The organism is Cohnella sp. 56 (assembly GCF_037963805.1).
In the GTDB taxonomy this organism is placed as follows: domain Bacteria; phylum Bacillota; class Bacilli; order Paenibacillales; family Paenibacillaceae; genus Cohnella.
In genome coordinates this window covers 12,495-35,453 of record NZ_JAZDQE010000020.1, presented here as the reverse complement: position 1 = coordinate 35,453, position 22,959 = coordinate 12,495, and the positions used below count along the sequence as shown (strand labels likewise).

Annotated in this window: 19 protein-coding genes, 2 tRNA genes and 1 pseudogene; 3 read left to right on the top strand and 19 right to left on the bottom strand. The window is 60.2% G+C overall.

The features are described from left to right. Window positions 1-110: 110 nt before the first annotated feature. Window positions 111-839 (top strand): cupin domain-containing protein, encoded by a 729-nt coding sequence (locus tag VQ071_RS25585; RefSeq protein WP_340517168.1) that lies wholly within the window; start codon window positions 111-113, stop codon window positions 837-839. A gap of 675 nt (window positions 840-1,514) precedes the next feature. Further along, complete coding sequence (locus VQ071_RS25580) at window positions 1,515-2,354, top strand: L,D-transpeptidase family protein (protein ID WP_340517166.1); 840 nt, start codon at window positions 1,515-1,517, stop codon at window positions 2,352-2,354. A 42-nt stretch (window positions 2,355-2,396) separates the two neighbouring features. Here the strand turns inward: VQ071_RS25580 and VQ071_RS25575 are convergent, their stop codons facing one another. Further along, window positions 2,397-3,509 carry a DUF1648 domain-containing protein gene (locus tag VQ071_RS25575; RefSeq protein ID WP_340517164.1) on the bottom strand — a complete coding sequence of 371 codons (1,113 nt, stop codon included), beginning with the start codon at window positions 3,507-3,509 and terminating at the stop codon, window positions 2,397-2,399. Beyond that, window positions 3,506-3,904 (bottom strand): GntR family transcriptional regulator, encoded by a 399-nt coding sequence (locus VQ071_RS25570; protein ID WP_340517162.1) that lies wholly within the window; start codon window positions 3,902-3,904, stop codon window positions 3,506-3,508. The genes VQ071_RS25575 and VQ071_RS25570 overlap by 4 nt, the downstream gene beginning before the upstream one ends. A gap of 153 nt (window positions 3,905-4,057) precedes the next feature. Between VQ071_RS25570 and VQ071_RS25565 the strand changes: the two genes are divergently transcribed. After that, window positions 4,058-4,134, top strand: a tRNA-Pro gene (locus tag VQ071_RS25565). Between the two features lie 166 nt (window positions 4,135-4,300). On the opposite strand, the gene VQ071_RS25560 is transcribed toward VQ071_RS25565, so the two are convergent. The 17 genes and pseudogenes from VQ071_RS25560 to serS form a co-directional block, all read right to left on the bottom strand. Further along, window positions 4,301-5,002, bottom strand: a complete 702-nt coding sequence (locus tag VQ071_RS25560; protein WP_340517160.1) for a response regulator — start codon at window positions 5,000-5,002, stop codon at window positions 4,301-4,303. Continuing rightward, entirely contained in the window at window positions 4,992-6,662 is a 1,671-nt protein-coding gene (locus VQ071_RS25555; RefSeq protein ID WP_340517159.1) for an ATP-binding protein, read from the bottom strand. The genes VQ071_RS25560 and VQ071_RS25555 overlap by 11 nt, the downstream gene beginning before the upstream one ends. Window positions 6,663-6,670: 8 nt before the next feature. Continuing rightward, window positions 6,671-8,998, bottom strand: a complete 2,328-nt coding sequence (locus tag VQ071_RS25550; protein ID WP_340517157.1) for a universal stress protein — start codon at window positions 8,996-8,998, stop codon at window positions 6,671-6,673. A 62-nt stretch (window positions 8,999-9,060) separates the two neighbouring features. Next, window positions 9,061-9,636, bottom strand: coding sequence for a potassium-transporting ATPase subunit KdpC (kdpC, locus tag VQ071_RS25545; RefSeq protein WP_340517155.1), 576 nt, complete (start codon window positions 9,634-9,636; stop codon window positions 9,061-9,063). Window positions 9,637-9,667: 31 nt separating this feature from the next. After that, window positions 9,668-11,710, bottom strand: coding sequence for a potassium-transporting ATPase subunit KdpB (gene kdpB / locus VQ071_RS25540; protein WP_340517153.1), 2,043 nt, complete (start codon window positions 11,708-11,710; stop codon window positions 9,668-9,670). Window positions 11,711-11,758: 48 nt separating this feature from the next. Continuing rightward, window positions 11,759-13,432, bottom strand: a complete 1,674-nt coding sequence (kdpA, locus tag VQ071_RS25535) for a potassium-transporting ATPase subunit KdpA (RefSeq protein WP_340517283.1) — start codon at window positions 13,430-13,432, stop codon at window positions 11,759-11,761. 45 nt (window positions 13,433-13,477) lie between these two features. Continuing rightward, complete coding sequence (gene kdpF, locus VQ071_RS29360; RefSeq protein ID WP_445293339.1) at window positions 13,478-13,555, bottom strand: K(+)-transporting ATPase subunit F; 78 nt, start codon at window positions 13,553-13,555, stop codon at window positions 13,478-13,480. 229 nt (window positions 13,556-13,784) lie between these two features. Beyond that, window positions 13,785-14,210, bottom strand: coding sequence for a hypothetical protein (locus VQ071_RS25530; RefSeq protein ID WP_340517151.1), 426 nt, complete (start codon window positions 14,208-14,210; stop codon window positions 13,785-13,787). A gap of 207 nt (window positions 14,211-14,417) precedes the next feature. After that, the gene (locus tag VQ071_RS25525) at window positions 14,418-15,494 is read right to left on the bottom strand and encodes a hypothetical protein (RefSeq protein ID WP_340517149.1); all 1,077 of its coding nucleotides are present in this window, start codon (window positions 15,492-15,494) and stop codon (window positions 14,418-14,420) included. A gap of 136 nt (window positions 15,495-15,630) precedes the next feature. Then, entirely contained in the window at window positions 15,631-16,569 is a 939-nt protein-coding gene (locus VQ071_RS25520; RefSeq protein ID WP_340517147.1) for a YitT family protein, read from the bottom strand. A gap of 242 nt (window positions 16,570-16,811) precedes the next feature. Next, window positions 16,812-16,967, bottom strand: a complete 156-nt coding sequence (locus VQ071_RS25515; protein WP_340517145.1) for a small acid-soluble spore protein P — start codon at window positions 16,965-16,967, stop codon at window positions 16,812-16,814. 27 nt (window positions 16,968-16,994) lie between these two features. Further along, complete coding sequence (locus tag VQ071_RS25510; RefSeq protein WP_340517289.1) at window positions 16,995-17,177, bottom strand: hypothetical protein; 183 nt, start codon at window positions 17,175-17,177, stop codon at window positions 16,995-16,997. 11 nt (window positions 17,178-17,188) lie between these two features. Continuing rightward, window positions 17,189-17,536 (bottom strand): hypothetical protein, encoded by a 348-nt coding sequence (locus tag VQ071_RS25505; RefSeq protein WP_340517143.1) that lies wholly within the window; start codon window positions 17,534-17,536, stop codon window positions 17,189-17,191. A gap of 505 nt (window positions 17,537-18,041) precedes the next feature. Further along, the gene (locus VQ071_RS25500; RefSeq protein WP_340517142.1) at window positions 18,042-19,445 is read right to left on the bottom strand and encodes a Kelch repeat-containing protein; all 1,404 of its coding nucleotides are present in this window, start codon (window positions 19,443-19,445) and stop codon (window positions 18,042-18,044) included. A 639-nt stretch (window positions 19,446-20,084) separates the two neighbouring features. Then, a pseudogene (locus VQ071_RS25495) lies at window positions 20,085-20,848 on the bottom strand (IS5 family transposase). Window positions 20,849-21,492: 644 nt separating this feature from the next. After that, window positions 21,493-21,581 (bottom strand) — tRNA-Ser (locus VQ071_RS25490). A gap of 79 nt (window positions 21,582-21,660) precedes the next feature. Then, on the bottom strand, window positions 21,661-22,950 hold the full coding sequence (gene serS, locus VQ071_RS25485; protein ID WP_340517138.1) for a serine--tRNA ligase: 1,290 nt from the start codon (window positions 22,948-22,950) through the stop codon (window positions 21,661-21,663). Between the last annotated feature and the right edge of the window lie 9 nt (window positions 22,951-22,959).

Genomic DNA, 22,959 nt, shown 5'->3' with positions numbered 1-22,959 from the left:
TTATCCGTTGCCGGACGAGTTTTTAGAACATAATGTCGTACTAATGTGAGCTGCCCGCATCATATACTTCTGCGACCCGGAACGACACGTCTACGCAGGAGGAATGATTCATGACATCGCCTCAATCTACGGTGCTGCAGACATCGGCGCCCCAGACGCCGCTGCTGCAATCGCCGTCCCTGAACCTGTCGGCGGATTCGACGCAGAAGGTGGCATACGCCAAAAACGCGCAAAACGTCATCACGCAGCTGTTCGCCGAGCAGTTCCCGGCCGTCAGGACGGGCTTCTTCAACATTCATATGAGTCAAGGCGTCGTCGTCTCGCCGCACTGGCATACGAACGCTACTGAGCTTGTCTTCGTCATCAGCGGCGAGCTGCAGACATCCGTCTTCAACCCGTTCACGCGGCAGCTGATGACGTACCGGCTGAAGCCGGGGCAGGTGTCGGAGTTCCCGCTGGGCTGGTTCCACTGGCTGGTCGCGCTGACCGACCAGACGCATCTGCTCACGATCTTCGACGTCCCGACACCCGACATCGTGTACGGCGGCGACTTCCTGCGGATGCTGCCGCCCGAGATCGCGGCACGCGCCTTCTGCGTGAACCCGACGGCTTATGCGCAGACGATCTCGCCGATCCAGCCGCCCGTCATCCTCGGCCCGCCCCCGGGCTGCTCGCCCGCTCCGGGCGCAGTGCAGGGCGCTGCGGCTGCGGCGCAGCAGGCGCCGTACGCCGGCTACGCCGGGCCCCAGAGCGCCGCGGGACCGGGCGCCGTCGGCCCGGGGACGTATCCGGGCGCATACCCGGGAGCGGCGCCCGGCGGCTACGCCCCCCGGCTCTAGCCCCCCATGTTGTCAGGTTAAGAACCCTGCCGCTCCCCGGCGCGTGGTCTTCATGAATGTATTGTGCTTGGTCTGTTTGTTGCGTTTGAACGAGCGATCCTGGACGACAGGGATGCGGCTACGTTGAAGTTCTTCCCCAAACCGTTCGTGCAACAAAGCCTTGAAAGGGGAGATAACTGCCAAACCGCAGTTATTTTCTCCTGCGCCAGGACATCTGGCGGCGATAACTGCATTTATACAGTTATTTTCGAGTCTGAGCCGGAGGACGGTCGATTTTCGCGAGATTAACTGTATATTCGCAGCTATCGCTCCGATAAATGCCGCCACCACGGAGATTAACTGTATATTTGCAGTTAACCTGACAACATTGCTCTAGCCCCCTCTGGGGGCGTTAGTGCCAGCACGAGAGCCAGTCTGCGGGCAGCTGCCCGGCAGGCTGGCTCTCGCCATTCGGCGGCGGCATAGACCTGCCCCGCCGGACTCCGCACCCTCTCCCCGCCATGTGCTTTCCATTGACTGCACTTCGCCAAGCCCCGTGCCAGCACACTCTATCTACCTTCAGCAATATTGAGACAGCACAGTGTATACAAAAAGTAGCTGAACAACTGGCGGCGGCCGATTCAAGCGCGCCCCCGGGAGGTATGATAATTAGAAAAATCGGGGAGGCGCGTTCACATGAGCGGACATCGGCACCGGTTCGGGAACGTCGGAAAAGTGGAGCGGCGCGGGACGCAGATGGCGCAGGGTGACACGCGGAGGATGGCGGAAGGCGGCACGCGGACGGTGCAGAGCGGCGCGCGGCGTGCCCTGCGCTTCACCTTGCTCGGTTCGCTCGGGTTGGCTTTAGTGCTCGGCCTGTTCGGCACGTTCCCGCCCGCCTCGTCTTCCCGCGTCTTCGCCGCCCCGACGTTCAACATTTCCTGGCCATACAAAGCGGACCTGCTCGGCGCCGAGCAGGTCGTTGTCGTGGAGACGAAGTCCGAGCGTGCGCAGACGGGGCTGCTGTCGCTGCGCGAGAAAAGGACGGACGGCTCCTGGGCCGCCGTCCTGTCCGGCATTCCCGTGACGCTCGGCAAGAACGGCATCGGCAAGACCAGGGAAGGCGACGGCCGCACGCCGTCGGGAGTGTACCCGCTGGGCGGCGCCTTCGGTACGGCGGGCGAGCCGGCCGGGCTGAAGCTCGCCTACGCGCGGACGACGAAGCAGGATTACTGGATCGACGATCCGGCGTCGGACGACTACAACCGGCGCGTGACCTACGCGGGCGATCCCGATCGGCGATGGCGGTCCTACGAGCGCCTCTACCAGCCGCTCTACAAATATGCGATCGTCGTCCGCTACAATGACGAACCGGTCGTCTCCGGCAAGGGAAGCGCGATCTTCCTGCATCTGTGGCGCGGCCCGGACAAGCCGACGGCCGGCTGCATCGCGATGTCGGAGCCGAATCTGCTCAAGCTGCTCGCGGCTCTCGATCCCGCACGGTCGCCCGCCATCGCGATCGGCGTCGCGGGCTGATCGCCGCATACGGCTGCCCGCTGCGACCGCCGGCCTCGTTGCTCAGGTCAGGAAGCTCAGGATGAGAATAATCGCTACCGGCACGATGAGTATCCCCGCCAAGATAGCGATGCCGAGCGGGTGGGCGAAGTTGATCGTCCAGCCGACGCCGTATCTTTTCTCCACCATAAGCGCCGGATCGGCCTTGTTGTAGTAGAACAACCCGCCGCCGCGCCACACCTCGTCCGATTGAATCCGCGAGCCGCCTGCGGACTCGTCCAGACCTTGGCGCGTCACGTACCAGACGAACCCGAACACCGCCACGATCGGCAGCGCGACCAGACTCAGATACCCCACGTTGAGATGCTTGATCGGCCAGCCATAGAGCGTGATTGACTGACCCAGGCCCAGGAACACGACCACGAACAGCGACAGCGCGTGGACAAAAATCGAATTGGCTCTCCTGAAGCGCAGCTGCTGCTCGCGGGATGCCTCCGGACGTGCCGGATTGATCTGCTGCCGCGCCTGGCGGATGGTCATATTGACCATAAGGAGTACCCCGATCAGCACGAGCTGCACGATATTGAGCGTGAAGACGGCGCCGAAGCCTTTGGACGAATATGCGTCCGCTTCGCCATTGAGGCCAAAGTGCGTCGGCACCGGATCCGGGATGACATCCCAATGCAGCCAGGCGGATATCGCGCAGGCCGCCACGATCGCGAGGTCGAGCAGGAACCAGCCGTTGCCGACGAGCCGCTGGCGCTGGCGGAAGAGCAGATCCACGACGATCTTGGACGGCTGTTCGACGCTCCAGTTCCTGTCCTGCTTGAGCCGCAGCGCCTGTCTCCGCCCCGAGCGCCAGATCGGGATCAGACCGCCGATCTGGATGACGAGCACCGCTCCGAGCGCCGTCTCCGGGCTGCCGCCCGTGAACCCGTCTCCTCCCCAAGCGCCGATGACCGCGCCGACAGCGATACCCGCCAGCCATAGTGCGGCTATCGCGCCGTAATGCCGGCTTCGAATCCGTCCGACCTCCGGACGATCGCAATCCGCCTGTGGCACGTACACGCCGAACAGCAAATACTTCGGCGCCAGAAACACCGCTGCGATCAGCGATGCCGAGATCACGATGTTTATAATACCGATTACAAGCCACTCCGTCTGCATCGTCGTCATTTCGCATCTTCCCCTTTCGTCAGCAGCTGTCTGTAGACGGCCGCGCTCTGCTCCGCAAACTCCGCTTCCGTCATGCCGCGCACCGCCGCCTCGGCCGCGAGCGTCCTGAGCCCCCGCGCCAGCTTGGCACGGAACGCCGCATCCACCCCCGGCATGCCGTCCGGCTGCACGACCACCCCCTGCTTGCGGTGGACCTGCAAGAAGCCGTCCTGCTTGAGAATCTGATAGGCCTTATTCACGGTATGAAGGTTGATGCCCAGATCGGCGGCGAGGCTGCGAACCGAAGGCAGTGGATCACCCGGCCTCAGCTGCGCCGAGGCGATCCCCTCGATCAATTGATCGACCAGCTGCTCGTAAATGGGCACCTCCGACTGGAGATCGATCTCCATCCACATTACGCATCAACTCCCGACTTTTGTTATACTTATTATATAACAGATATTAATCAAATAACAACCTCTATCACGATACTCCGGCGCCTAAATTACTCCTTTGCATTTGGACCGGGCTATGATATAATTTCTCTTGCCGCTTAAATTCGGCATCTTCGAGACGTGGCTCAGCTTGGTAGAGCGCTTGCTTCGGGAGCAAGAGGTCGCAGGTTCAAATCCTGTCGTCTCGACCATCCAATACAATCAACAGCTGCGGGGATTCCCAACCGCAGATTTTTTTATGCCCAAAAATAAAAAGCATGCGAACGGCCTGCGCCGGCCATCGTGTATATGACAAAACAAGAGGGTCCGAGCTATCCCGCTCGGCACCCTCTTGTTTAATTACCTCGCCGGGCATAATCAGTCTGCCGCGATGAACCGGTATCCGATGCCCGGCTCCGTCACGAGCATCGAAGGGCGGGTCGGATCTTCCTCCAGCTTTTTGCGCAGATGGCCGATATACACCCGCAGATAGTGGCTGTCCGCATCGTACGGCCCCGCGCCCCAGACCTCCTGCAGCAGCTGCCGGTGCGTGAGCACCTTGCCCGCATGCGAGGCGAGGACGCGCAGCAGGTCGTATTCCTTGGGCGTCAGCTTGACCTGCTGCCCGCTCAGCGTCACGACTCGCTGCGCGATGTCGATGGAGAGACTGCCGAACCGCAGGATCGGCTCGTCCGCCGACTTGGCCGCGTGGCGGAGCGATACCCGCAGCCGTGCGAGCAGCTCGCCCATGCCGAACGGCTTGGTCACGTAGTCGTCGGCGCCGGCGTCCAGCGCCGCGATCTTGTCTTCCTCGCGCTCGCGGGACGTCAGGACGATGACCGGTACCGATGACCATTCGCGAATGCGCTTCAGCACCTCCATCCCCGACATATCCGGGAGGCCCAGATCGAGCAGCACCAGGTCGGGATGCGTCGACGCGGCCAGATAGACGCCTTCGGCCCCCGTCGACGCCTCTCCGATCGTATATCGGTGCGCCTGAAGCGTCACCTTCAATAGCTTGCGTATCGCCGGCTCGTCGTCCACGATCAAGATCCGCGCTCCGCTTCCGTTAGTCGTCATGCCGTTTCCTGCTTTCTTCTGCCATGTTCGTCCGTTCCGGCGAACGGTCCGGTATTGCTGCCGCGACCGGCTCCGTCGCTTCGGCGGGCGGCTCCCGCCCGGCGCTTCCAGCCGCACGGCCGTCGTCGTCCGTGCCCTGCGGCTGCGCCGTCAGCGGCAGCGTCACGACCATTCGCGTGCCCCGCTCACCGTTCGGCTCCGCCGAGATGCTGCCGCCGTGGGCTTCGACGATGCCCTTGCAGATCGCCAGCCCCAGTCCCGTACCCGTCCGTCCGCGTGCAGATTCGCCGCGATAGAACTTGTCGAACACCTGCTCCCGCTCGTTCGCCGGAATGCCGATCCCCTCGTCCGCAACCGCAATCCGCATCGCGGCGGGCAGCACGCGCACCGAGATGTCGATGCCCGTCCCTTCCGGCGAATACTTGACGGCATTGCTCACGAGATTGCCGAGCACCTGGCCGAGCAGGATATCGTCGCCCCGGAGCAGCGGCAGCGGCGGCGCCACCGGCACCTCCACGCGAACCGGGCGGTCGCCACGGAGTTCCCGCGTGTCCGCGAGCACGACGCCGATCAAGTCCTCGACGTCGCACCACTTGCGCCGCAGCTGCAGCATGCCGCTCTCGAGCCGGACCATGCCGAGCAGATTCGCGACCAGCCGGTTCATGCGCATCGCCCCTTCCCGGATGGTCGCGAGCAGATCGCGCCGTTCCTCGGGGCCGAAGATCGCGTCATCCTCGGCCAGTGCGGACGCAGAGCCGACGATCGTCGCGAGCGGCGTCCGCAGCTCGTGGGAGACCGAGTCCAGAATCGCCGTCCGCAGCCGCTCCGACTCCGCCGTCAGCTGCGCCAGCTTCGCCTCCTCGCTCAGCTTGACCCGCTCGATCGCTCCCGCCGCGAGTCCGGCCAGCGCTTCGAGCAGCCGGACCGTCTCCACGGGCAGCCGCTCGCCGGGCCGCGCAGGATGGACAGCGAGCGCGCCGTACGTACGCGCGCCCGTCCGCAGCGGCATATAGAGGCCGGCCTGCTCGCTCAGATTGCACGAGCCTCTGCCGGCCGGCTCGCTGTAGCGGACAACCCAGCCCACGATCGCCAGCTCCGATTCGCCCGGCGCCGAGCTGCCTTCACCGAATGCAGAGCCGCCCTCGTCCGATGAGAATACGGCGTACCCGCTCTCCGTCTCTTCATTCCGCATATAAATATGGACCCGCTCGCCTACGAGGTCCGCGATCTGTCCGGCCAGACGGCCGAGCAGCTCATCCAGGCTCCCGACGGCCGTGAGCTGCCGGCTGATCGCATAGAGCGACGCCGTATGCGTCTCGCTCTGCCTGGCGACGGCCACCTGATGCTTGAGTCGCGCGGCCAGGCTCGACGTCAGCGCCGCGACCGCCAAGTAGACGGCGAACGACAGCAGGTACCGCAGATCCGCCACCGTGAAGCTGAGCAACGGCGGTACGAACAGGAAATCGAACGCGAGCATGCCGAGCAGCGCCGCGAATACCGAGGGCTTGAGCCCCCAATACACGGCGCTGAACAGGATCGGGAACAAATAGATGAGCGCGACGTTGACGAGATCCAAGCCCAGCCCCGGGGCATGCAGAACCAGGGTCAGCAGCCCCACCTGCAGCGCGATGAACGCATAGGGTATCCATGTCTTCTTCATAACGTTCATTATATAACGGGATGCGGGTCATAATCAGCAACGACGAGCACGTCACGGTGCCCGGACAGCGAGACGAGCGTCTCCGTGACGGAGCCCCGGCGCCATCTCTCCCAGCGCCCGCGCGCGGATTGGCCGACGACCAGCTGTGTCGCACCCGCAGCCTCCGCCTGATCGGCCAGCAGCCGGGGAATCTGCCTTGGGTGGTCCGCCTGGTGGACGGCGAACAGGCCGCCCAGCTGCACCGTCAGCCGCTCCAGCGCCTCCGCTCTCGCGAGCGTGTCGGGATGCGCCGTCCCGACGACCGCCATATTCACGTGCCAGACCGCCTTCAGGCGGTACGCGGTGCGGAATCCCCGCCGGATCAGCCGCTCGGCGCGGGGCGTATCGTCCACGCAGACGAAGACGACTTCCCGGCGTCTCCACGGTCCACGCAGAGACGGGTGACGCTCGAGCGATTCGAGCCGCTCGTCGACGTCGTCGGCCAGCTCGCGCAGGGCCAGCTCCCGCAGGGCGATCAGATTGCCGGTTCGGAAAAATCGGTCCAGCGCCTGGTCCACCTTGTCCAGCGCATACACCTTGCCCTCCCGCAGCCGCTGACGCAGTGCCGCTGGCGCGACGTCGATGAGCTGCACCTCGTCGGCCGTGCGAAGCATGCCGTCCGGTACCGTCTCTCTGACACGGATGCCCGCAATCTGCGACACGGCGTCGTTCAGGCTCTCCATATGCTGAACGTTCACGGTCGTGATGACGGAGATGCCCGCTTCCAGCAGATCGCGGACGTCCTCGTACCGTTTTTTGCGCCGGCTGCCAGGAACGTTCGTATGCGCGAGTTCGTCGACGAGCACCACCTCCGGATGCTGCGCGAGGATCGCTTCGACGTCCATCTCCTCCAGCCGCTTGCCCTGATAAGCCACGCTGCGGCGGGGAATCTCGGGCAGCTTCCCGATCTGCTCCAGCGTCTCCCGGCGTCCGTGCGTCTCCAGCAGTCCGATCCTTACGTCGATGCCTTTTTTCAGCAGGTCGTTGCCCTCCCTCAGCATCGTATACGTCTTGCCGACGCCCGGCGCGGCGCCGATATACACCTTCAGCCGGCCGCGCTTCATGCGGCCGATCTCCTCGGCGACCTCGCGCTCGCTCAGCCTGCGGAAGCGCCGGGGCTGCTCGCCGCCAGCGCGGCCGATGCCGGCGGGCAGGATGCGCCCGCCCTGCGTCCGGGCGGTGTCCGCGACCAGATACAGGTCCAGGTTGCGTGCGATCCGCAGCAGCGTGTTCACGATCGAACCCTGGAGGCGGTCCTGCAGCGCCGTCCGCCGCGTATGCCCCATGACGATGCGCGTCGCGCCGAGCCGGATCGCATGCGCCGCGAGATTGCGCGCCAGCAGCCGCCGGCCCGGGATGCGCAGCTCCGTCAGCTCGCAGCCCATCTTGCGGGCGAGCTTGTGCATATTTGCGCGGAAGGCTGCTGCCTCCGCGGAGAGCCGGCGCCGGCCGATCCGAAAGGAAACGATCGACAGCTCGCCGCTCAGGCGCTTGGCAATCTGTTGGCCGCGCCGCATATAGATCGAGCCGTTCCAGTGATACTGGACGCACACGAGGATACGCTCCGCCGTCCCGGACGGGCCGATCAGGCCCTGAGCCTCGCGGTGGGCGGCGAGCGAGGCGCTGACCTCCTCGGCCATCATGCGCAGCGCCAGCTCGCGGAGCACGCCGAGATTGCCGTGATCGCGCATCGGCACGGGCGTCCGGTCTCCCAGATGCCCGTCGGCCAAGCGGCTCAGCACCGTCTCCGGCGTCACATCGATGAGCTTCACCTCGTCGGCCAGCTCCAGCGTATGGGCGGGCAGCGTCTCCTCCGCTTCGATGCCCGTCAGGCGCCGCGCGGTCTCGGTGTAGCCCTCGAGCTCATAGACGTTGACGGTCGCGATGACGCTGATCTCGCTGGCGAGCAGCTGCTTGATGTCCGCGAGGCGCGTCGGATGTTCGGCCCCAGGCCGATTGCGGTGCGCCAGTCCGTCCACGAGCACGACTTCGGGGTTGCGTGCCAGGATGGCGGCCATATTCAGGTCCTTCTTCTCCTCGCCGTCCTTGAACCAGTGAATGCTGGGCACCCGCTCCAGATCGCCCAGCTGCTCTACCGTCTCCGGACGCCGGAGCGTGGACACCGCGCAGATCACGACGTCGACGCCGTCCCGCTTCAGCTGCCGGCCCTCGCGGAGCATGTGATAGGTTTTGCCGGAGCCGCTTACCGGACCGACGTACACCTTCAGCTTGCCCCGCTGCAGCCTGGCGATCGAGGACAGGAGCTCCTCGGGCGTCTTGCGAACGAAGCCGTCCATGTCAGCCACCTCCGATGAGGGAAATCGTCAATTGGGCGAACCGTCAATCGGACAGGCATCGCCTACTGCTCTCCTCCCGGCGCCAACTGCGCCAGCGCCATGTTCAGTGCCGTCACATTGACCCGCGGTTCCCCGAACAGGCCCAGCTGCCTCCCCTTCGTCTGCGCGTCCACGAGCTGCGCGAGCTGCGCCTCGGGTATTCCCGTCTCCCGGCTGATGCCGGGAATCTGCGCCTTGGCCGCCGCCGGGCTCAGATCCGGATCGAGTCCCGAGCCCGAACCGGTGACCAGGTCGGCCGGGATGTCCCTCAGTCCCGGATTGCCGGCGCGCAGCGCCTGGACCTTGGCGGCGATCTCTTCGGCGTACGCCTGCGAGGCGACTGCCCGGTTGGACCCGACCGAGGCGGTCGGGTCGTACTTCGCCGCGGACTCCCGCGGGTGGAAACGTCCGGGCGACTCGACGGCCTGCGCCAGCAGCGCGGAGCCGACGACCTGGCCGTCCTCCGACCGGATCAGACTGCCCGCCGCCTGCCCGGGCGCCAGCAGCTGCGCCAGTCCCGTCGCCGCCAGCGGATAGATCAGACCGCACAGCGCCATCAGCACCGCGGATATTCGGATCGCGACCGCTGCGTTTTTCATATCGTACATCTCCTCTTCTATTGTGAGCATGCTACACGAGCTGCAAACCGTGCAGGAGCATATCGATCAGCTTGATGCCTGCGAAGGGGACGACGATCCCCCCGAGTCCGTATACGAGCGCGTTGCGGGCGAGCAGCCGGTCGGCGGTCCCCGTGCGGTACTTGACGCCCTTCATGGCGATCGGGATCAGGAGCGGGATGATGACGGCGTTGAAGATCAGCGCCGACAGAATGGCCGACTCCGGCGAATAGAGGTCCATGATGTTCAGCGTCTTCAACTGCGGCAGCGCCAGGATGAACATGGCCGGGATGATGGCGAAGTACTTGGCGACATCGTTGGAGATGGAAAAGGTCGTCAGCGCGCCGCGCGTCATGAGCAGCTGCTTGCCGATCGCAACGACGGACAGCAGCTTGGTCGGGTCCGAGTCCAGATCGACCATATTGGCCGCTTCCTTGGCCGCCATCGTGCCCGAATTCATCGCCAGGCCGACGTCGGCCTGGGCGAGCGCCGGCGCGTCGTTGGTGCCGTCGCCGGTCATGGCGACGAGCTTGCCCGCCTGCTGCTCCCTGCGGATGGCCGCGATCTTGTCCTCCGGCTTCGCTTCGGCGATGAAGTCGTCCACGCCCGCCTCGAGCGCGATCGTCGCCGCCGTGAGCGGATTGTCGCCCGTGCACATGATCGTCTTGATGCCCATGCCGCGCAGCTCCGCGAACCGCTCCTTGAGCCCCGGCTTCACCGTGTCCTTGAGATAGACGACACCGAGGATCCGCCCGTCCCGCGCGACAGCCAGCGGCGTCCCGCCCGCCTTGGCGATGCGGGCCGCGACCTCCTCCAGATCGTCAGGCACGAATCCGCCTCTGTCGATCGCATAACGCCTGACGGCATCGACCGCGCCCTTGCGGATCTCGGTGCCGCCGGTCATGTCGAGCCCCGACATCCGCGTCTCCGCCGTGAATAAGACCGGCTCTCCGGCCTGACCTCCGCCAGGCGCCCATGACACGCCCGACTGTCCGGCCAGCTGGACGATCGAGCGTCCCTCCGGGGTCTCGTCGAACACCGACGCCTGCAGTGAAGTCGTCACCAGGTCATCTATCGCGACGCCGCGCACCGGTATGAACTCGGCGGCCATCCGATTGCCGTATGTGATCGTGCCTGTCTTGTCGAGAATCAGCGTGTCGATGTCGCCCGCAGCCTCGACGGCCTTGCCCGACATGGCCAGCACGTTGAACTGCGTCACCCGGTCCATGCCTGCGATGCCGATCGCGGACAACAGCCCCCCGATCGTCGTCGGGATCAGGCAGACGAGCAGGGCGATCAGCGTTGAGACGTCCAGCCGGATGCCCAGATAATCCGCCATCGGCACCATCGTCACGACGACCACGAGGAAGATAAGTGTCAGCACGGCTAGCAGCGTCGTCAGCGCGATCTCATTGGGCGTCTTCTGCCGTCTGGCCCCCTCGACGAGCGAGATCATCCGGTCGAGGAACGACTCGCCCGGATCGGTCGTCACCCGGACGACGATCCAGTCGGAGGCGACGCGCGTGCCCCCGGTGACCGAGGAGAAGTCGCCGCCCGCCTCCTTGATGACGGGCGCCGATTCCCCGGTGATCGCGGACTCGTCAATGGAGGCGAGACCCTCGATAATCTCGCCGTCCGTCGGGATGATATCTCCGGCTTCGATGCGCACGATATCCCCTTTGCGCAGGTCGACGGAGGACACTTCGCGGTAAGCACCGTCCGACTCCCGCCTGCGCGCCTTCGTCTCCGACTTGGTCTGGCGGAGCGTCGCGGCCTGTGCCCTGCCCCGCCCTTCGGCCAGCGCCTCCGCGAAGTTGGCGAACAGCAGGGTGAACAGCAGGATGGCGAACACGGCGAAGTTGTAGCCTCTGCCCGTGCCCGACGAGCCGAACAAGTCGGGCTCGATCGCGAGCAGCAGCGTCACGACCGTGCCGATCTCCACGACGAACATGACGGGATTGCGAATCATGGCGACGGGATTTAATTTGCGTATGGCGCCCGACAGCGCGTCGGCCACGATATGTTTATTCAGCGTGTGCTTGCGTTCTGCGCTCATGACAGACCCTCCTTCAATGCTCGGTTAAACGACAAGCGGCATGGCCGCTCACTTGGGCATCGCCAAGTGCTCGGCGATCGGTCCCAGCGCGACTGCGGGGAAAAACGTCAGCGCGCCGATCGCGAGTATGACCGCGACGAGAATGCCCGCGAACAGCGGCGTATCGGTGCGAAGCGTGCCCGAGGCAGCCGGCGTGCGGCGCTTGACCGCGAGCGAACCCGCGACCGCCAGCAGCGCGATGATCGAGATATAACGTCCCAGCAGCATGACGACGCCGATGCCGATATTATAGAAGTCCGTATTGGCGTTCAGCCCTGCGAACGCGGAGCCGTTGTTCGCGGCGCCGGACGTGAAGGCGTACAGCACCTCGGTCAGTCCGTGCATGCCCGGATTGGAGATCGAGGAGACGGCGCTTGGCGTCGCGAGCGCGAGAGCCGTCGGCGCCAGGATGATGAACGGGTGGATGAGCAGCGCGATCGAAGCCAGCTTGATCTCGCGGCCCTCGATTTTTTTGCCGAGAAACTCCGGCGTTCTGCCGACCATGAGACCGCAGATGAAGATGGCGAGAATGAGGTACAGCAGGCCGTTCAGCAGCCCGACCCCTTTGCCGCCGAACACGTTGTTCAGCATCATCTCGGCGAGCGGCACCATGCCGCCCAGCGGCGTCAGCGACTCGTGCATGTTGTTGACGCTGCCTGTCGTCGCCGCCGTCGTCACCGCCGTGAACAGCGCGGACTGCGCGATTCCCATTCGGACCTCCTTGCCCTCCATATTCTCGGCGATGCCCATGCCGCTCAGGGCGGGTACGCCTCTATATTCCGAGATGAATACGGTCGTCAGCATCGCGAGGAAGATGACGCCCATGGCGGCGAATATGGCCCAGCCCTGCCGCTTGTTCTTGATCATCAGGCCGAAGGCATAGACGAGGGAGGTCGGGAGCAGCATCATGCAGAGAATGTGGATCACGTTCGAGAGCGGCGTCGGATTCTCGAACGGGTGCGCAGCGTTGACGCCCATCCAGCCGCCGCCGTTGGTTCCCAGGTGCTTGATTGACTCGAGCGAAGCGACCAGGCCCCGCGCGATCGTCTGCTGCGCACCCTCCAGCGTCGTCGCATGCGCAGCCGCGGCGAGCGTCTGCGGCACGCCCTGGCCGACGAGGATCAGCGCGACGAGCAAGGCCAGCGGCAGGAAGATGCGCGTGACCGAGCGGACCAGGTCCACGTAGAAGTTGCCCAGGCTGTCCGAGCCGCCGGCCAAGCCGCGGATAAACGCGATGGCGACGGCGAAGCCGGTCGCGGCCGACGTGAACATCGGAAAGGTGACCGCGAGCATTTGGGATAAGTACGAGAGTCCGTTCTCCCCGCTGTACGATTGCCAGTTCGTATTGGTGATGAACGATGCGGCGGTGTTGAACGCCTGTGCCGCAGGCATGTTCCCGATGCCGTCGGGGTTCAGCGGGAGCGCGTGCTGGAGCCGCAAGACGACATACATCAGGATCAGCATGACGAAGTTCGTCAGCAGCATCGCGCCCGCGTACTGCTTCCAGCCCATCTTCGCTTTTTCGTCCGTCCCGGCGAGCCGGTAGACGCAGCGCTCGAAGCCCCCGAATAGCCGGTCGAGCCGCGTCGGCGCATAATCGAATACTTTTACCATATAGCTGCCCATCGGCTTCACGAGAAGCATGACGAGCAGCAGCGTGACCGCGATCTGCAGGACCCCCATGGCCATAACGACGATTCCCCCTATCGATTCGCGGCAGCCGCCGCGCTAGAATTTCTCGGGCCTGATCAGTACATAGACGAGATACAGCATGAGGATAAATGCGATGATTCCCAGGACCGCCATGCGGACGCCTCCTTACCCTTTCTCGCAAAACTTCAGAAATCCCCAGAACAGGCAGAACATCAACGTCATCAGCAGCACCATCCCGATATCTCCGAACAAATCGATTCCTCCCTCGGCAAGGCCCGCGGCCCGCTGCAATGAAGTGTACAACGGGATCGCATCAAAGCAGGGTAAAGATCGGAAGGCCCGGCATAAAAAAAGTGTAAAAATCGCAGTCTTAGGCCTTGGGCTAGCGCGTCGTGCGCGAATCAGGAATCCGAATGAGAAAAGATACGTCATCCCCGTTCGTCAGCACGATCCGGTCGGCGCCGAGCCCCCTGTAGATCATCCTCGGGTTGCAGCGGTGCGAGATGACGAACAACCGGCCCGCGGTCCAGGCTCTGCACGCCTGCACGTACCGGCAGCACTGCGGCAGGCTGCGCTCGAAAATATAGACGTCGCCGATCGGAAAATCCGGTATCGCCGTCCGTTCCTCCTCTTCGTGCAGCCACATAAGGCGCTCCACGCCGAGCCGCTCCATCGCCGCCGCCTGCCGCTCGTCGCTCACCAGCGCCGCATAAGGGATTTTCCGCGCCTGCAGCGCTTGGATGAACCGCTCTCCGCACGGCGTCGGGGCCGCAACCAGAATGATATCCTCCGTCTGCGTTTGAATCATGCTTGCTCTCCTCCTCGGGGTCAAGGCGCCTCGAATCGGCACGCCGATAGAGAGCATTCTAGTACGGATCGGTGTAAATGCAGGGTGAAAACTCGCGGCATACAGCTAAAAAAGGCGCAAAAAAAGACTGCCGAGACAATCTCGGCAGTCCGGGACGGCCCGCGGGCCGTCTTTTTGTGATTGCAGCCGTTCAGCGCTGCATTTACATTACATGCTGTTGCCGCTAAGCCCCGGGAGACCCAGCTGGTTCAGCTGATCTTCGGTCAGCACTTCCTCGGCCTTCGGCTCGCCCGACAGCTTCACGTCGCCGTTGATATCCGTCAGCTCCTGTACGACCTTGACGCTGCCGCTGGCGGATTGGCCCGCGTCCTGGCCCGCGAACGTGATCTTGGCATCCGAATAGCTCACATAGCCCTTGCCGTCGATGCCGATGTTCGAGAGAATGTCCAGCGTCTGCACGCCTTTCTTGAATTCCTCGAGATTTTTCGAGATCTCGCCGTCCTTGGACTCGGAGAGATTTTTCTTTGCTTGGTCCAGATCGGATTGCTCGATCTTCAGCAGCTTGCGGTACTCTTCATTCTTGGACAACAGGTCGATGACCTCGGGCGCGATATCGTTCACGACCGTCTTGATGAGCGGCTCGACTTGATCCTTGGTCACATGCGTCTGCACGACCTTTTGGACCCCATCCGACGCGATGCCCGCATCCTTCGCGGAGACGTCCTTCAGATAGGTGTCTTCGTCGATATGCTTGAATACGATGGCAGACACATCGTTCACGAGCTTCTGCGTCGTGCCGATGTCAAGCTTCGGCATCTGCTCGCCCTGCTGCTCGGCCAGCTTTTTCAGATCGACTTCGATATATTTGCCGACGATCTCCGCCGGCAGGCCCAGCATCGGGATATTCGGCACTTTGACCCACAGCTTCTGGTCGTTCATGATGATCGGGACCGTGATCGTCATCGCCAGGTCGCCCTTGGTGGCGATCTGCAGGTTCACCTCGGCGAGCATCGGGTCCTTGCGGTAGCCGCCCGTCCATGAGATCTCGGCGGTGCTCAGCATGCTGCTCACCATGCTCGTATTATCGCCATCCGCAGCGGATGCCGGCAGCTTCAGATCGGAGAGCTGCAGGCTTCCCTTCATACTGTACGAAGTCATTTGGGATGATTTTTTCAATGCGTCCTGAAGCGTCTCTTCGGGCGACTTGGAGCTGGAGCAGCCTGCCAGCAGGATCATGACCAACAGCGTCGCGAGCATCGCCCATACGCTTTTTTGTTTCAACACGATTTAAGCCCCTTTCAAATTCTGGATGCCGTCCTCTATAAATAGAAGCAGCCTCCATTTTAGTCGATTGCGGACCAAGATGGAAGCTTTTTAGACTAAAGACTCGATTAAAAGTGGCTTGCAGCACGCAATTGCTTCAGTGGATGTCTTTTTTGCGGAACCGTCCGCCCTTGACGTCGTGAATATTGCCGACCGCGAGGAAGGCGACAGGGTCCAGCTCGTTGACGATCGACTTCAGCTTGGCCTCCTCCAGACGCGTGATGACGCAGAAGATGACCTGCTTGGCGTTGCCGGAGTACCCGCCTTCACCGTTCAGATAGGTGACGCCGCGTCCGAGCCGGCTGACGATAGCATCGCCGATGTTGCGGTAGTTGTCGCTGATGATCCAGACCGACTTCGATTCGTCGAAGCCCTCGATCGTCAGGTCGATGACCTTGAACGCTATGTAATAGGCGATCAGAGAGAACATGGCATTGTCCCATCCGAATACGAGACCTGCGCTGCCGAGGATGAATACGTTGAGGAACATGACCATCTGGCCGACGGAAAAGGGACTGCGCTTGCTGAGCAGAATGGCGACGATCTCCGTGCCGTCGGTCGTGCCGCCGAAGCGAATGACGATGCCGACGCCGACGCCGAGGAAGATGCCTCCGAAAATGGCGGCCAGGAGCGTCTGGTCCGTGAAGGGTTCAACATGGTGGAGCGCCTGTGTCGTGACCGCCAGTGTGACGACGCCGAGCAGAGTGGACAGCGCGAAGGTCTTGCCGATCTGCTTGTAGCCGATAATGAGGAACGGCAGGTTGAACAGGAACAGGAAAATACCGAGAGGCGCATGCGTAAGGTAGGCGACCATAATGGAGATACCGGTGATGCCGCCGTCAATAATGGAATTCGGAACGAGGAATACCTCAAGCGCGGCGCCGACGAGTACAGCACCGATGACAATGGCGATGACACGCTTGGCAATCTCAAGGAACGGCAGACCCGTATGTTGTGCTTTTTTGACGGATGCACGGGCTGCCGCTTGGGCTTGGGAGTCGGGAGACTGGGACTTGAATTTCTTCGAGCTGGCCATAAGCACCTCCTGATAGGCAATTTCTATATTTATTATAACAGTATAAAGTATGCGGAGAAAAGCCACAGTAATAAAAATTCGGGTGTTTTTCAGCAAATTTGGCCGATTTAGACGCAAATAAGCGATTCGGGCCGCACAATGGCGTCTTAAATCGCTTAATGTTCGCAGGAGTAGCCCTTACGGCCGCGCATAGGGTGCGAATCTTCGCATTCGCACCCTCGCTCGGCCGCGACAAGGGTCCGTTAGCCCTGCGGATTATTGTGGCTGACATGATTGCGGTTTTTGACCTTTTTGGAGCCCGACAGCGGCTCTTGGCCGCCGTGACGGCCCGGGCTGCGTTCTTCGCGCTCCTCCTGAGGGTTCGCCTCGGGCACCGGCTGCGACTTCGGTTTGCTCATCTGCTGTGTCCCTCCGCTCGTTAATCGTTAGTCGTGATGCTTCAGCGTCTTGTCGTTCATCGGCTGGTCATGGTTCAGCTCGTCCTGGTGCCGCCGGTCGTTGTGCTGCTGATTGAGCTGCTGGGCGTGATGCGCGTTTACCTTTTGCTCCGCGAGATCCTCCGCCACATTGCTCAGGTTTTTATCCGCCATTCCGTTGTCATTGGCCACTTCGTTCACCCCTAGACATGCGTGTATGGCTGCAGCGTCTGCGCGCATTCGTGCAGATGTCTGCGATAGTCCACGATGAGCTCCTGCAGCACGTCGCTGCGCTCGTCGACGGCATGGCCGTCGCGCTCGACATCGGCGAGACCGATCTCGATCTCCCGGCTGTCCACGTAGCGAACGCTGAAGTCGAACTCAAGATCCTGCCTCCCGGCGCTGCGAATCTGAACGAGCAGTCCCGCAGGATTCGCTTCGTCCGCGCGTACCTCGGCTTGATCGCCGCCGTGCAGATGCTGCTGCAGCTCGCTCTGCCACCTTTGCACAAGCTCGGATTGTGGAATCGTCAATTTATCTTCGGTCGCCATGATTGAATGCACCTCCGCCCCGTTAGAGTGGCCCGGGACGGCGCTCTTCATACGCTGTAGCGTGGGTGACGCAGCGTTATTCGTTATAAGTAAAACGGCTCCTTCGTTCTCCGAACGATAGCCATACGTTTTTATCGGTGACGATCCAGAGAAGAGTAACGAATGAAGACAATCCTGCAAAAGTGCAGGATAGCGCCGCGTTTGGAAGGACTGCGAGCTGCTACCTCGCAAATATGCAGGTTTGAGCGCCTCATCAGCGGCATTTAGTCCATGCATCGGTGTCCATCATGCACTTTTGCGCGGTACACTCGGTCAAGCGTAAATCATGCAATGCCACGCAGTTACGGATGACGTAGGGTAAACTCTTGTCTTCGGCCCGCTCACCGTCATCGGCTCGCAACATCCGCGAAACGGCTTCATCGTTATTGATTAATAGCCGAGATAAAGCTCGCACCTTACATGAGAGTAAATAAAACCTCCCGGCCGAAGCCAGGCGGTCCATAAATTACTCTTCCGGGTCGTACTCATCTACATCAAAGTTTACAATCTTTCCGAACACGATGTACTCGGCACGCACTTTAAATGGTCCCTTGTTAAAAGTCTTCATGAATTTGAATTTGGAATTCAGTGTTGCTGACTCAGTCCAATCAAGGAAGTTGTCCAATTCAGCAGCGGCCAGATCGTATTCCTTTTCAGCGCCCCCGACGAGGTGGATGGTCAGCAACGCGCGTCCGGAGGATACAGGTGCAGTCGGGATTGCGTTCACTTCATTTGAATTACCGCTCTCGCCGCTTGTATTTACCGCTGTAACAACGTAGTAATACTTCGTACCACTCGTCAAGCCAGTGTCATTGTAAGTCGTGCCGGTTACTGCCGTCGCGATAGTTGTATATGGCCCGCCTGCCGTCGTGGAGCGCTTGATGTTATAGCTCGTAGCGCCGGTTACTGAATTCCAGTCTAAATCGACGAAGAAGTTACCAGCCGTAGCCATCAAATTTCCAGGCGCTTCAGGACTAATCTCATCGAGCTTATATTCCACTGTAGAAGTCGAAAATGGAGTGTGCGATCCAGCTAAATAAAGTGCGTTATTAATCACACCATAAAACGCCAATTTCTTTGTAGAAGGAATTGAAATGGTGCCGTCCCATGTATTACTAATAGGATTGTAAAGATTCAATAACCCATCATAAGAATAGATATATACTTTTCCTTGAAGCACCATGGCATACGTATATAAGGTTTGAGCGTATCCTGCACTGCGTTGGGTCCATTCATTTGTCGCGCTATTATACTCTTCTATCCTATTCCCTAAAAAGTATAGCTTGTTTTGAAAAACAAAGGCCGCACCAGAAAAGTTAGAATAGTTAAGACTTGCGGCAGATGACCATGTATTAGTGGAAGGATCATAGACTTCAACCACATTCGTATCTGTTGATGACGTTCGTCCGCCTATTACATATATCTTGTTATTAAATACAACTGCAGATGCTCCAAACCTTGCAGTTGGCATATCCAACTTTTTTGTCCATGTATCCGTGTTCGGATCATACTCGTATACGCTAGACACCGGCACAGGTGCCCCACGGTTAGTTGACCCACCAAACACATAAATCTTACCATTAAGTGCAGCTGCAGTATGTCCGCCGACTAAAATAGGATAATTGGCTTTAGTAGTCCACGTGTTTGTAGTTGGATCAAACATTTCAACAACATTCGTATAATTTTGATACACCTCACCGGATATTGCATATAGCTTACCGTTTACAACTGCGCTCGCACCATAACTGTGGGCAATCGACATGTTTGCCTTATTGCTCCAGCTCGGAGCAGCGCCCGCATGCCCAATAACCATGGATTGCACAATTATTAATAAAAGAACAATCCAGAGAGAGCCTTTAAAAAACTTCAACCCAATCACTCCCCAATATGTAATGCTCTAATCATACAAGGGAAATTCAGGAACAATAAGTCTGTTTTCCGACAAATTTTTACATTACTATTGAAGGTTATATGTATAATAAAACCGTCAGGCCGCAGCCGGACGGTAGATAAATTATTAGTCATTTGGGTCATACTCATCTACTTCAAAGTTTACCATCTTCCCGAACACGACATATTCGGCACGTGCTTTAAACGAAACCTTACTCCAATTCTTCACGAACTTATATTTGGAATTCTGCGTTGCCGAATCGGTCCAATCAAGGAAGTTATCCAATTCTGCAGCAGACAGGTCGTATTCCTTCTCATTCCCGCCAACCAAATGAATTGTCAGGAGAGCCCGGCCAGTAGGTAACGGTGCAGTCAATGTCGCACTCGCTTCGTTAGAGTTGTCACTTTCCCCACCCGAGTTTACCGCTGTGACAATGTAATAATACTTGGTGCCATTAGTCACCTCTACGTCGGTGAAAGTTGTGTCGGTTACTGCCGTTGCAATTGTCGCCTATGGGCCACCTGCTGCTGTCGAACGCTTAACGTTATAGCTTGTAGCGCCTGTTACTGCGGACCAATTTAAAGAGACTGATTCTTTACTAGGGCGTGTATGCAAACCTCATAACAACCAGATTATGGAAGAAGCTAACTTTAAAAAAGCCGTGAAAGTACAGGCTAATTTATCGTAGCGAGCTGCCAGGCGGCGATTGTGTTTGAGCTTATTAAAGAGGCATTCAACCAGGTGCCGTTCTTTAAACAACCACCAATCGGTTGTCCGTTGAGTTGTCCGATTCTTTTTACTTGGAATGACGGAATGAGCTTGTTTCTCTTGCAATAAGGCAATGATTTTGTCGGTATCATAACCGCGATCCGCCAAGACGTTTTTCCCTTGAATGTCTTGGGTTTGCAAGATTTCATAACCGGTCACACAATCGTTAATGTTGCCCGCAGTAATTTCAAAGCGTAAGGGATTGCCAAGACCATCTACAAGGGCATGGATCTTGCTGGTTAAGCCTCCACGGGATCGTCCAATTGCTTGAAATTGCTGCCCCCTTTTGCCCCAGCGCCGTGTTGATGAACACGTACGATAGAGGCATCTAACATCACGCTTTCTTCGTCTGGTTCGGCTGCCAATACTTCCAATATACGATCAAAAATGCCTGCTTCTCCCCACCGACGGAAACGGCTGTAGACGCTGCTCCATGAGCCATAGTACTCAGGCAGGTCTCGCCACGGCGCGCCGGAGCGAAGCACCCAAAGCATGGCGTTGAACATTTTTCGATTATCTGTGGCAGGACGTCCGCCTTGCGGTTTTCGTTCTGGCGGCAATAGGTCTTTGATTCGTTCCCATTGGTCATCTCGTATCTCGTATCGTCTCTTCATAGGATAAGTTTACCAGCATTATGGCTATTCTGATAGTTTGCATACACGCCCTAGTACTTGCGATCAGAAAGATGATCCCTCACTCATAGTCCAATCCCTCACTCATAGCCCAATTGAACTTAGCCTTGACCGTCCGTAATTTGATTGTAATCTGATGTTTATGGTGGAGGGCTTCAACTTCTGTATCGTCAACATAGATGAAATCCATGTACGAATAACATCGCGATTAGGCACCAAAGTTATCAAGACCGCTGTACTCAGATGCCATGAAACGGCGAACCAGTTCATGTGCTTCATGTAGCCCTCTAGCTGCCACCCCTGCCGCTTGTCTTGCGGCCTAAGCCTATCCAGTGTCAGCGTCTCAGGACGCGGTTTCTCGGCTTCATGAATGGTGGAGCGGGACGTTTCCAAAACCGAAGGAGTAAGGCGGTCTACTAACCGCTGTGGAATGTCCAATTGATTCTTTCTTTGCCCGCGTTTATGCGGTTTTTTACCCATGCTTACGCTCATATTTCGTTCCTCCCGCTTGTTCTTTATCCAACGGTCACGAACACAAAAAAACGCACCCGACCGCCGTTCAACGGTAAAGTGCGTTTCAGTCATAATCGCCGCAAATCCTTGCACGGCGGGGAATTATAAGGTAATGGCGGAGAGAGTGGGATTCGAACCCACGTGGGCTTGCACCCTAACGGTTTTCAAGACCGCCCCGTTATGACCGCTTCGGTATCTCTCCATGCATAGAGCGGCATTGGTCTCCTCGCGTGAGGTCGGCCAACCCGCTCCGTAATCATATCATACGCCGGATCGCGCGATCAAGCCCCGTGGCGCGGTGCGATAACTTCGAGCCCGGCCATATAAGGGCGCAGCGCCTCGGGTACGACGACCGTGCCGTCTTCCTGCTGATAGTTCTCGAGGATCGCGGCGACCGTGCGGCCGAGCGCGAGTCCCGAGCCGTTCAGCGTATGCACGTACTCCGGCTTCGCGCCCGTCTCGCGGCGGAAGCGGATGGCCGCGCGCCGCGCCTGGAAGTCCTCGAAGTTCGTGCACGACGAGATCTCGCGGTACGTCGCCATGCTCGGCAGCCACACCTCGAGATCGTACGTCTTGGCGGAGCCGAAGCCCATGTCGCCCGTGCAGAGCGCGAGCACGCGATACGGCAGCCCGAGCAGCTGCAGCACGCGCTCGGCTTCGTTCGTCAGCGACTCAAGCGCCGCGTACGATGTCTGCGGATCGACGAGCTGGACGAGCTCCACCTTGTTGAACTGGTGCTGGCGGATCAGTCCGCGCGTATCCCGTCCTGCCGCGCCCGCTTCCGAGCGGAAGCACGCGCTGAACGCCACGAGCTTGCGCGGCAGCTGGTCCTTGGACAGAATCTCGTCGCGGTGCAGATTCGTGACCGGCACCTCGGCCGTCGGGATCAGATAGTAGTCGGTATCTGCAAGCTTGAACAGATCCTCCTCGAACTTGGGCAGTTGGCCCGTACCGACAAGGCTGTCGCGATTGACGATGTAGGGCGGCAGAATCTCCTCGTAGCCGTGACGGTCCGCATGCAGGTCCATCATGAAGTTGATCAGCGCGCGCTCGAGGCGGGCGCCGAGGCCCTTGTAGAAGACGAAGCGCGAGCCCGTCACCTTGGCAGCCGCCTCGAAGTCGAGAATGCCCAGACCCTCGGCGATCTCCCAGTGCGCCTTCGGCTCGAAGCCGAGGCTCGTCTGCTCGCCGACGCGGCGGATCTCGACATTGTCGGCTTCGGAGGCGCCGACAGGCACGCTCTCGTGCGGGATGTTCGGCACGGCGAGCAGCAGCGCCTCGGATTCGCTCTCGAGGCCGCGGAGCTCCTCGTCGATCTGCTTGATGCGGTCGCCGACGTCCTTCATCTCGGCGATGAGGCTATCGGCGTCGCCGCCGCTTTTCTTCAGCTTGGCGACCTCCTGGGAGACGACGTTGCGGCGGTTCTTGAGGTTGTCGCTCTCGGTCTGCAGCTCGCGGCGTCTCGCGTCGATCGCGGGAAATGCGGCGATCAGCTCTTCCGAGGCGCCCCGCTTCGCGAGCGCATCCGCGACCTTGGCGTAGTCGGTGCGCAGCAGCTTGATATCGATCATGGGTGGTAG

Coding starts and splice junctions, on each gene's coding strand:
- VQ071_RS25560 (WP_340517160.1), bottom strand. CDS start 5,002: ATGACGACTAACGGAAGCGGAGCGCGGATCTTGATCGTGGACGACGAG.
- kdpA (WP_340517283.1), bottom strand. CDS start 13,432: ATGGGGGTCCTGCAGATCGCGGTCACGCTGCTGCTCGTCATGCTTCTC.
- kdpC (WP_340517155.1), bottom strand. CDS start 9,636: ATGAAAAACGCAGCGGTCGCGATCCGAATATCCGCGGTGCTGATGGCG.
- serS (WP_340517138.1), bottom strand. CDS start 22,950: ATGATCGATATCAAGCTGCTGCGCACCGACTACGCCAAGGTCGCGGAT.
- VQ071_RS25575 (WP_340517164.1), bottom strand. CDS start 3,509: ATGACGACGATGCAGACGGAGTGGCTTGTAATCGGTATTATAAACATC.
- VQ071_RS25550 (WP_340517157.1), bottom strand. CDS start 8,998: ATGGACGGCTTCGTTCGCAAGACGCCCGAGGAGCTCCTGTCCTCGATC.
- VQ071_RS25570 (WP_340517162.1), bottom strand. CDS start 3,904: ATGTGGATGGAGATCGATCTCCAGTCGGAGGTGCCCATTTACGAGCAG.
- kdpF (WP_445293339.1), bottom strand. CDS start 13,555: ATGGCGGTCCTGGGAATCATCGCATTTATCCTCATGCTGTATCTCGTC.
- VQ071_RS25530 (WP_340517151.1), bottom strand. CDS start 14,210: ATGATTCAAACGCAGACGGAGGATATCATTCTGGTTGCGGCCCCGACG.
- VQ071_RS25520 (WP_340517147.1), bottom strand. CDS start 16,569: ATGGCCAGCTCGAAGAAATTCAAGTCCCAGTCTCCCGACTCCCAAGCC.
- kdpB (WP_340517153.1), bottom strand. CDS start 11,710: ATGAGCGCAGAACGCAAGCACACGCTGAATAAACATATCGTGGCCGAC.
- VQ071_RS25580 (WP_340517166.1), top strand. CDS start 1,515: ATGAGCGGACATCGGCACCGGTTCGGGAACGTCGGAAAAGTGGAGCGG.
- VQ071_RS25555 (WP_340517159.1), bottom strand. CDS start 6,662: ATGAAGAAGACATGGATACCCTATGCGTTCATCGCGCTGCAGGTGGGG.
- VQ071_RS25515 (WP_340517145.1), bottom strand. CDS start 16,967: ATGAGCAAACCGAAGTCGCAGCCGGTGCCCGAGGCGAACCCTCAGGAG.
- VQ071_RS25505 (WP_340517143.1), bottom strand. CDS start 17,536: ATGGCGACCGAAGATAAATTGACGATTCCACAATCCGAGCTTGTGCAA.
- VQ071_RS25585 (WP_340517168.1), top strand. CDS start 111: ATGACATCGCCTCAATCTACGGTGCTGCAGACATCGGCGCCCCAGACG.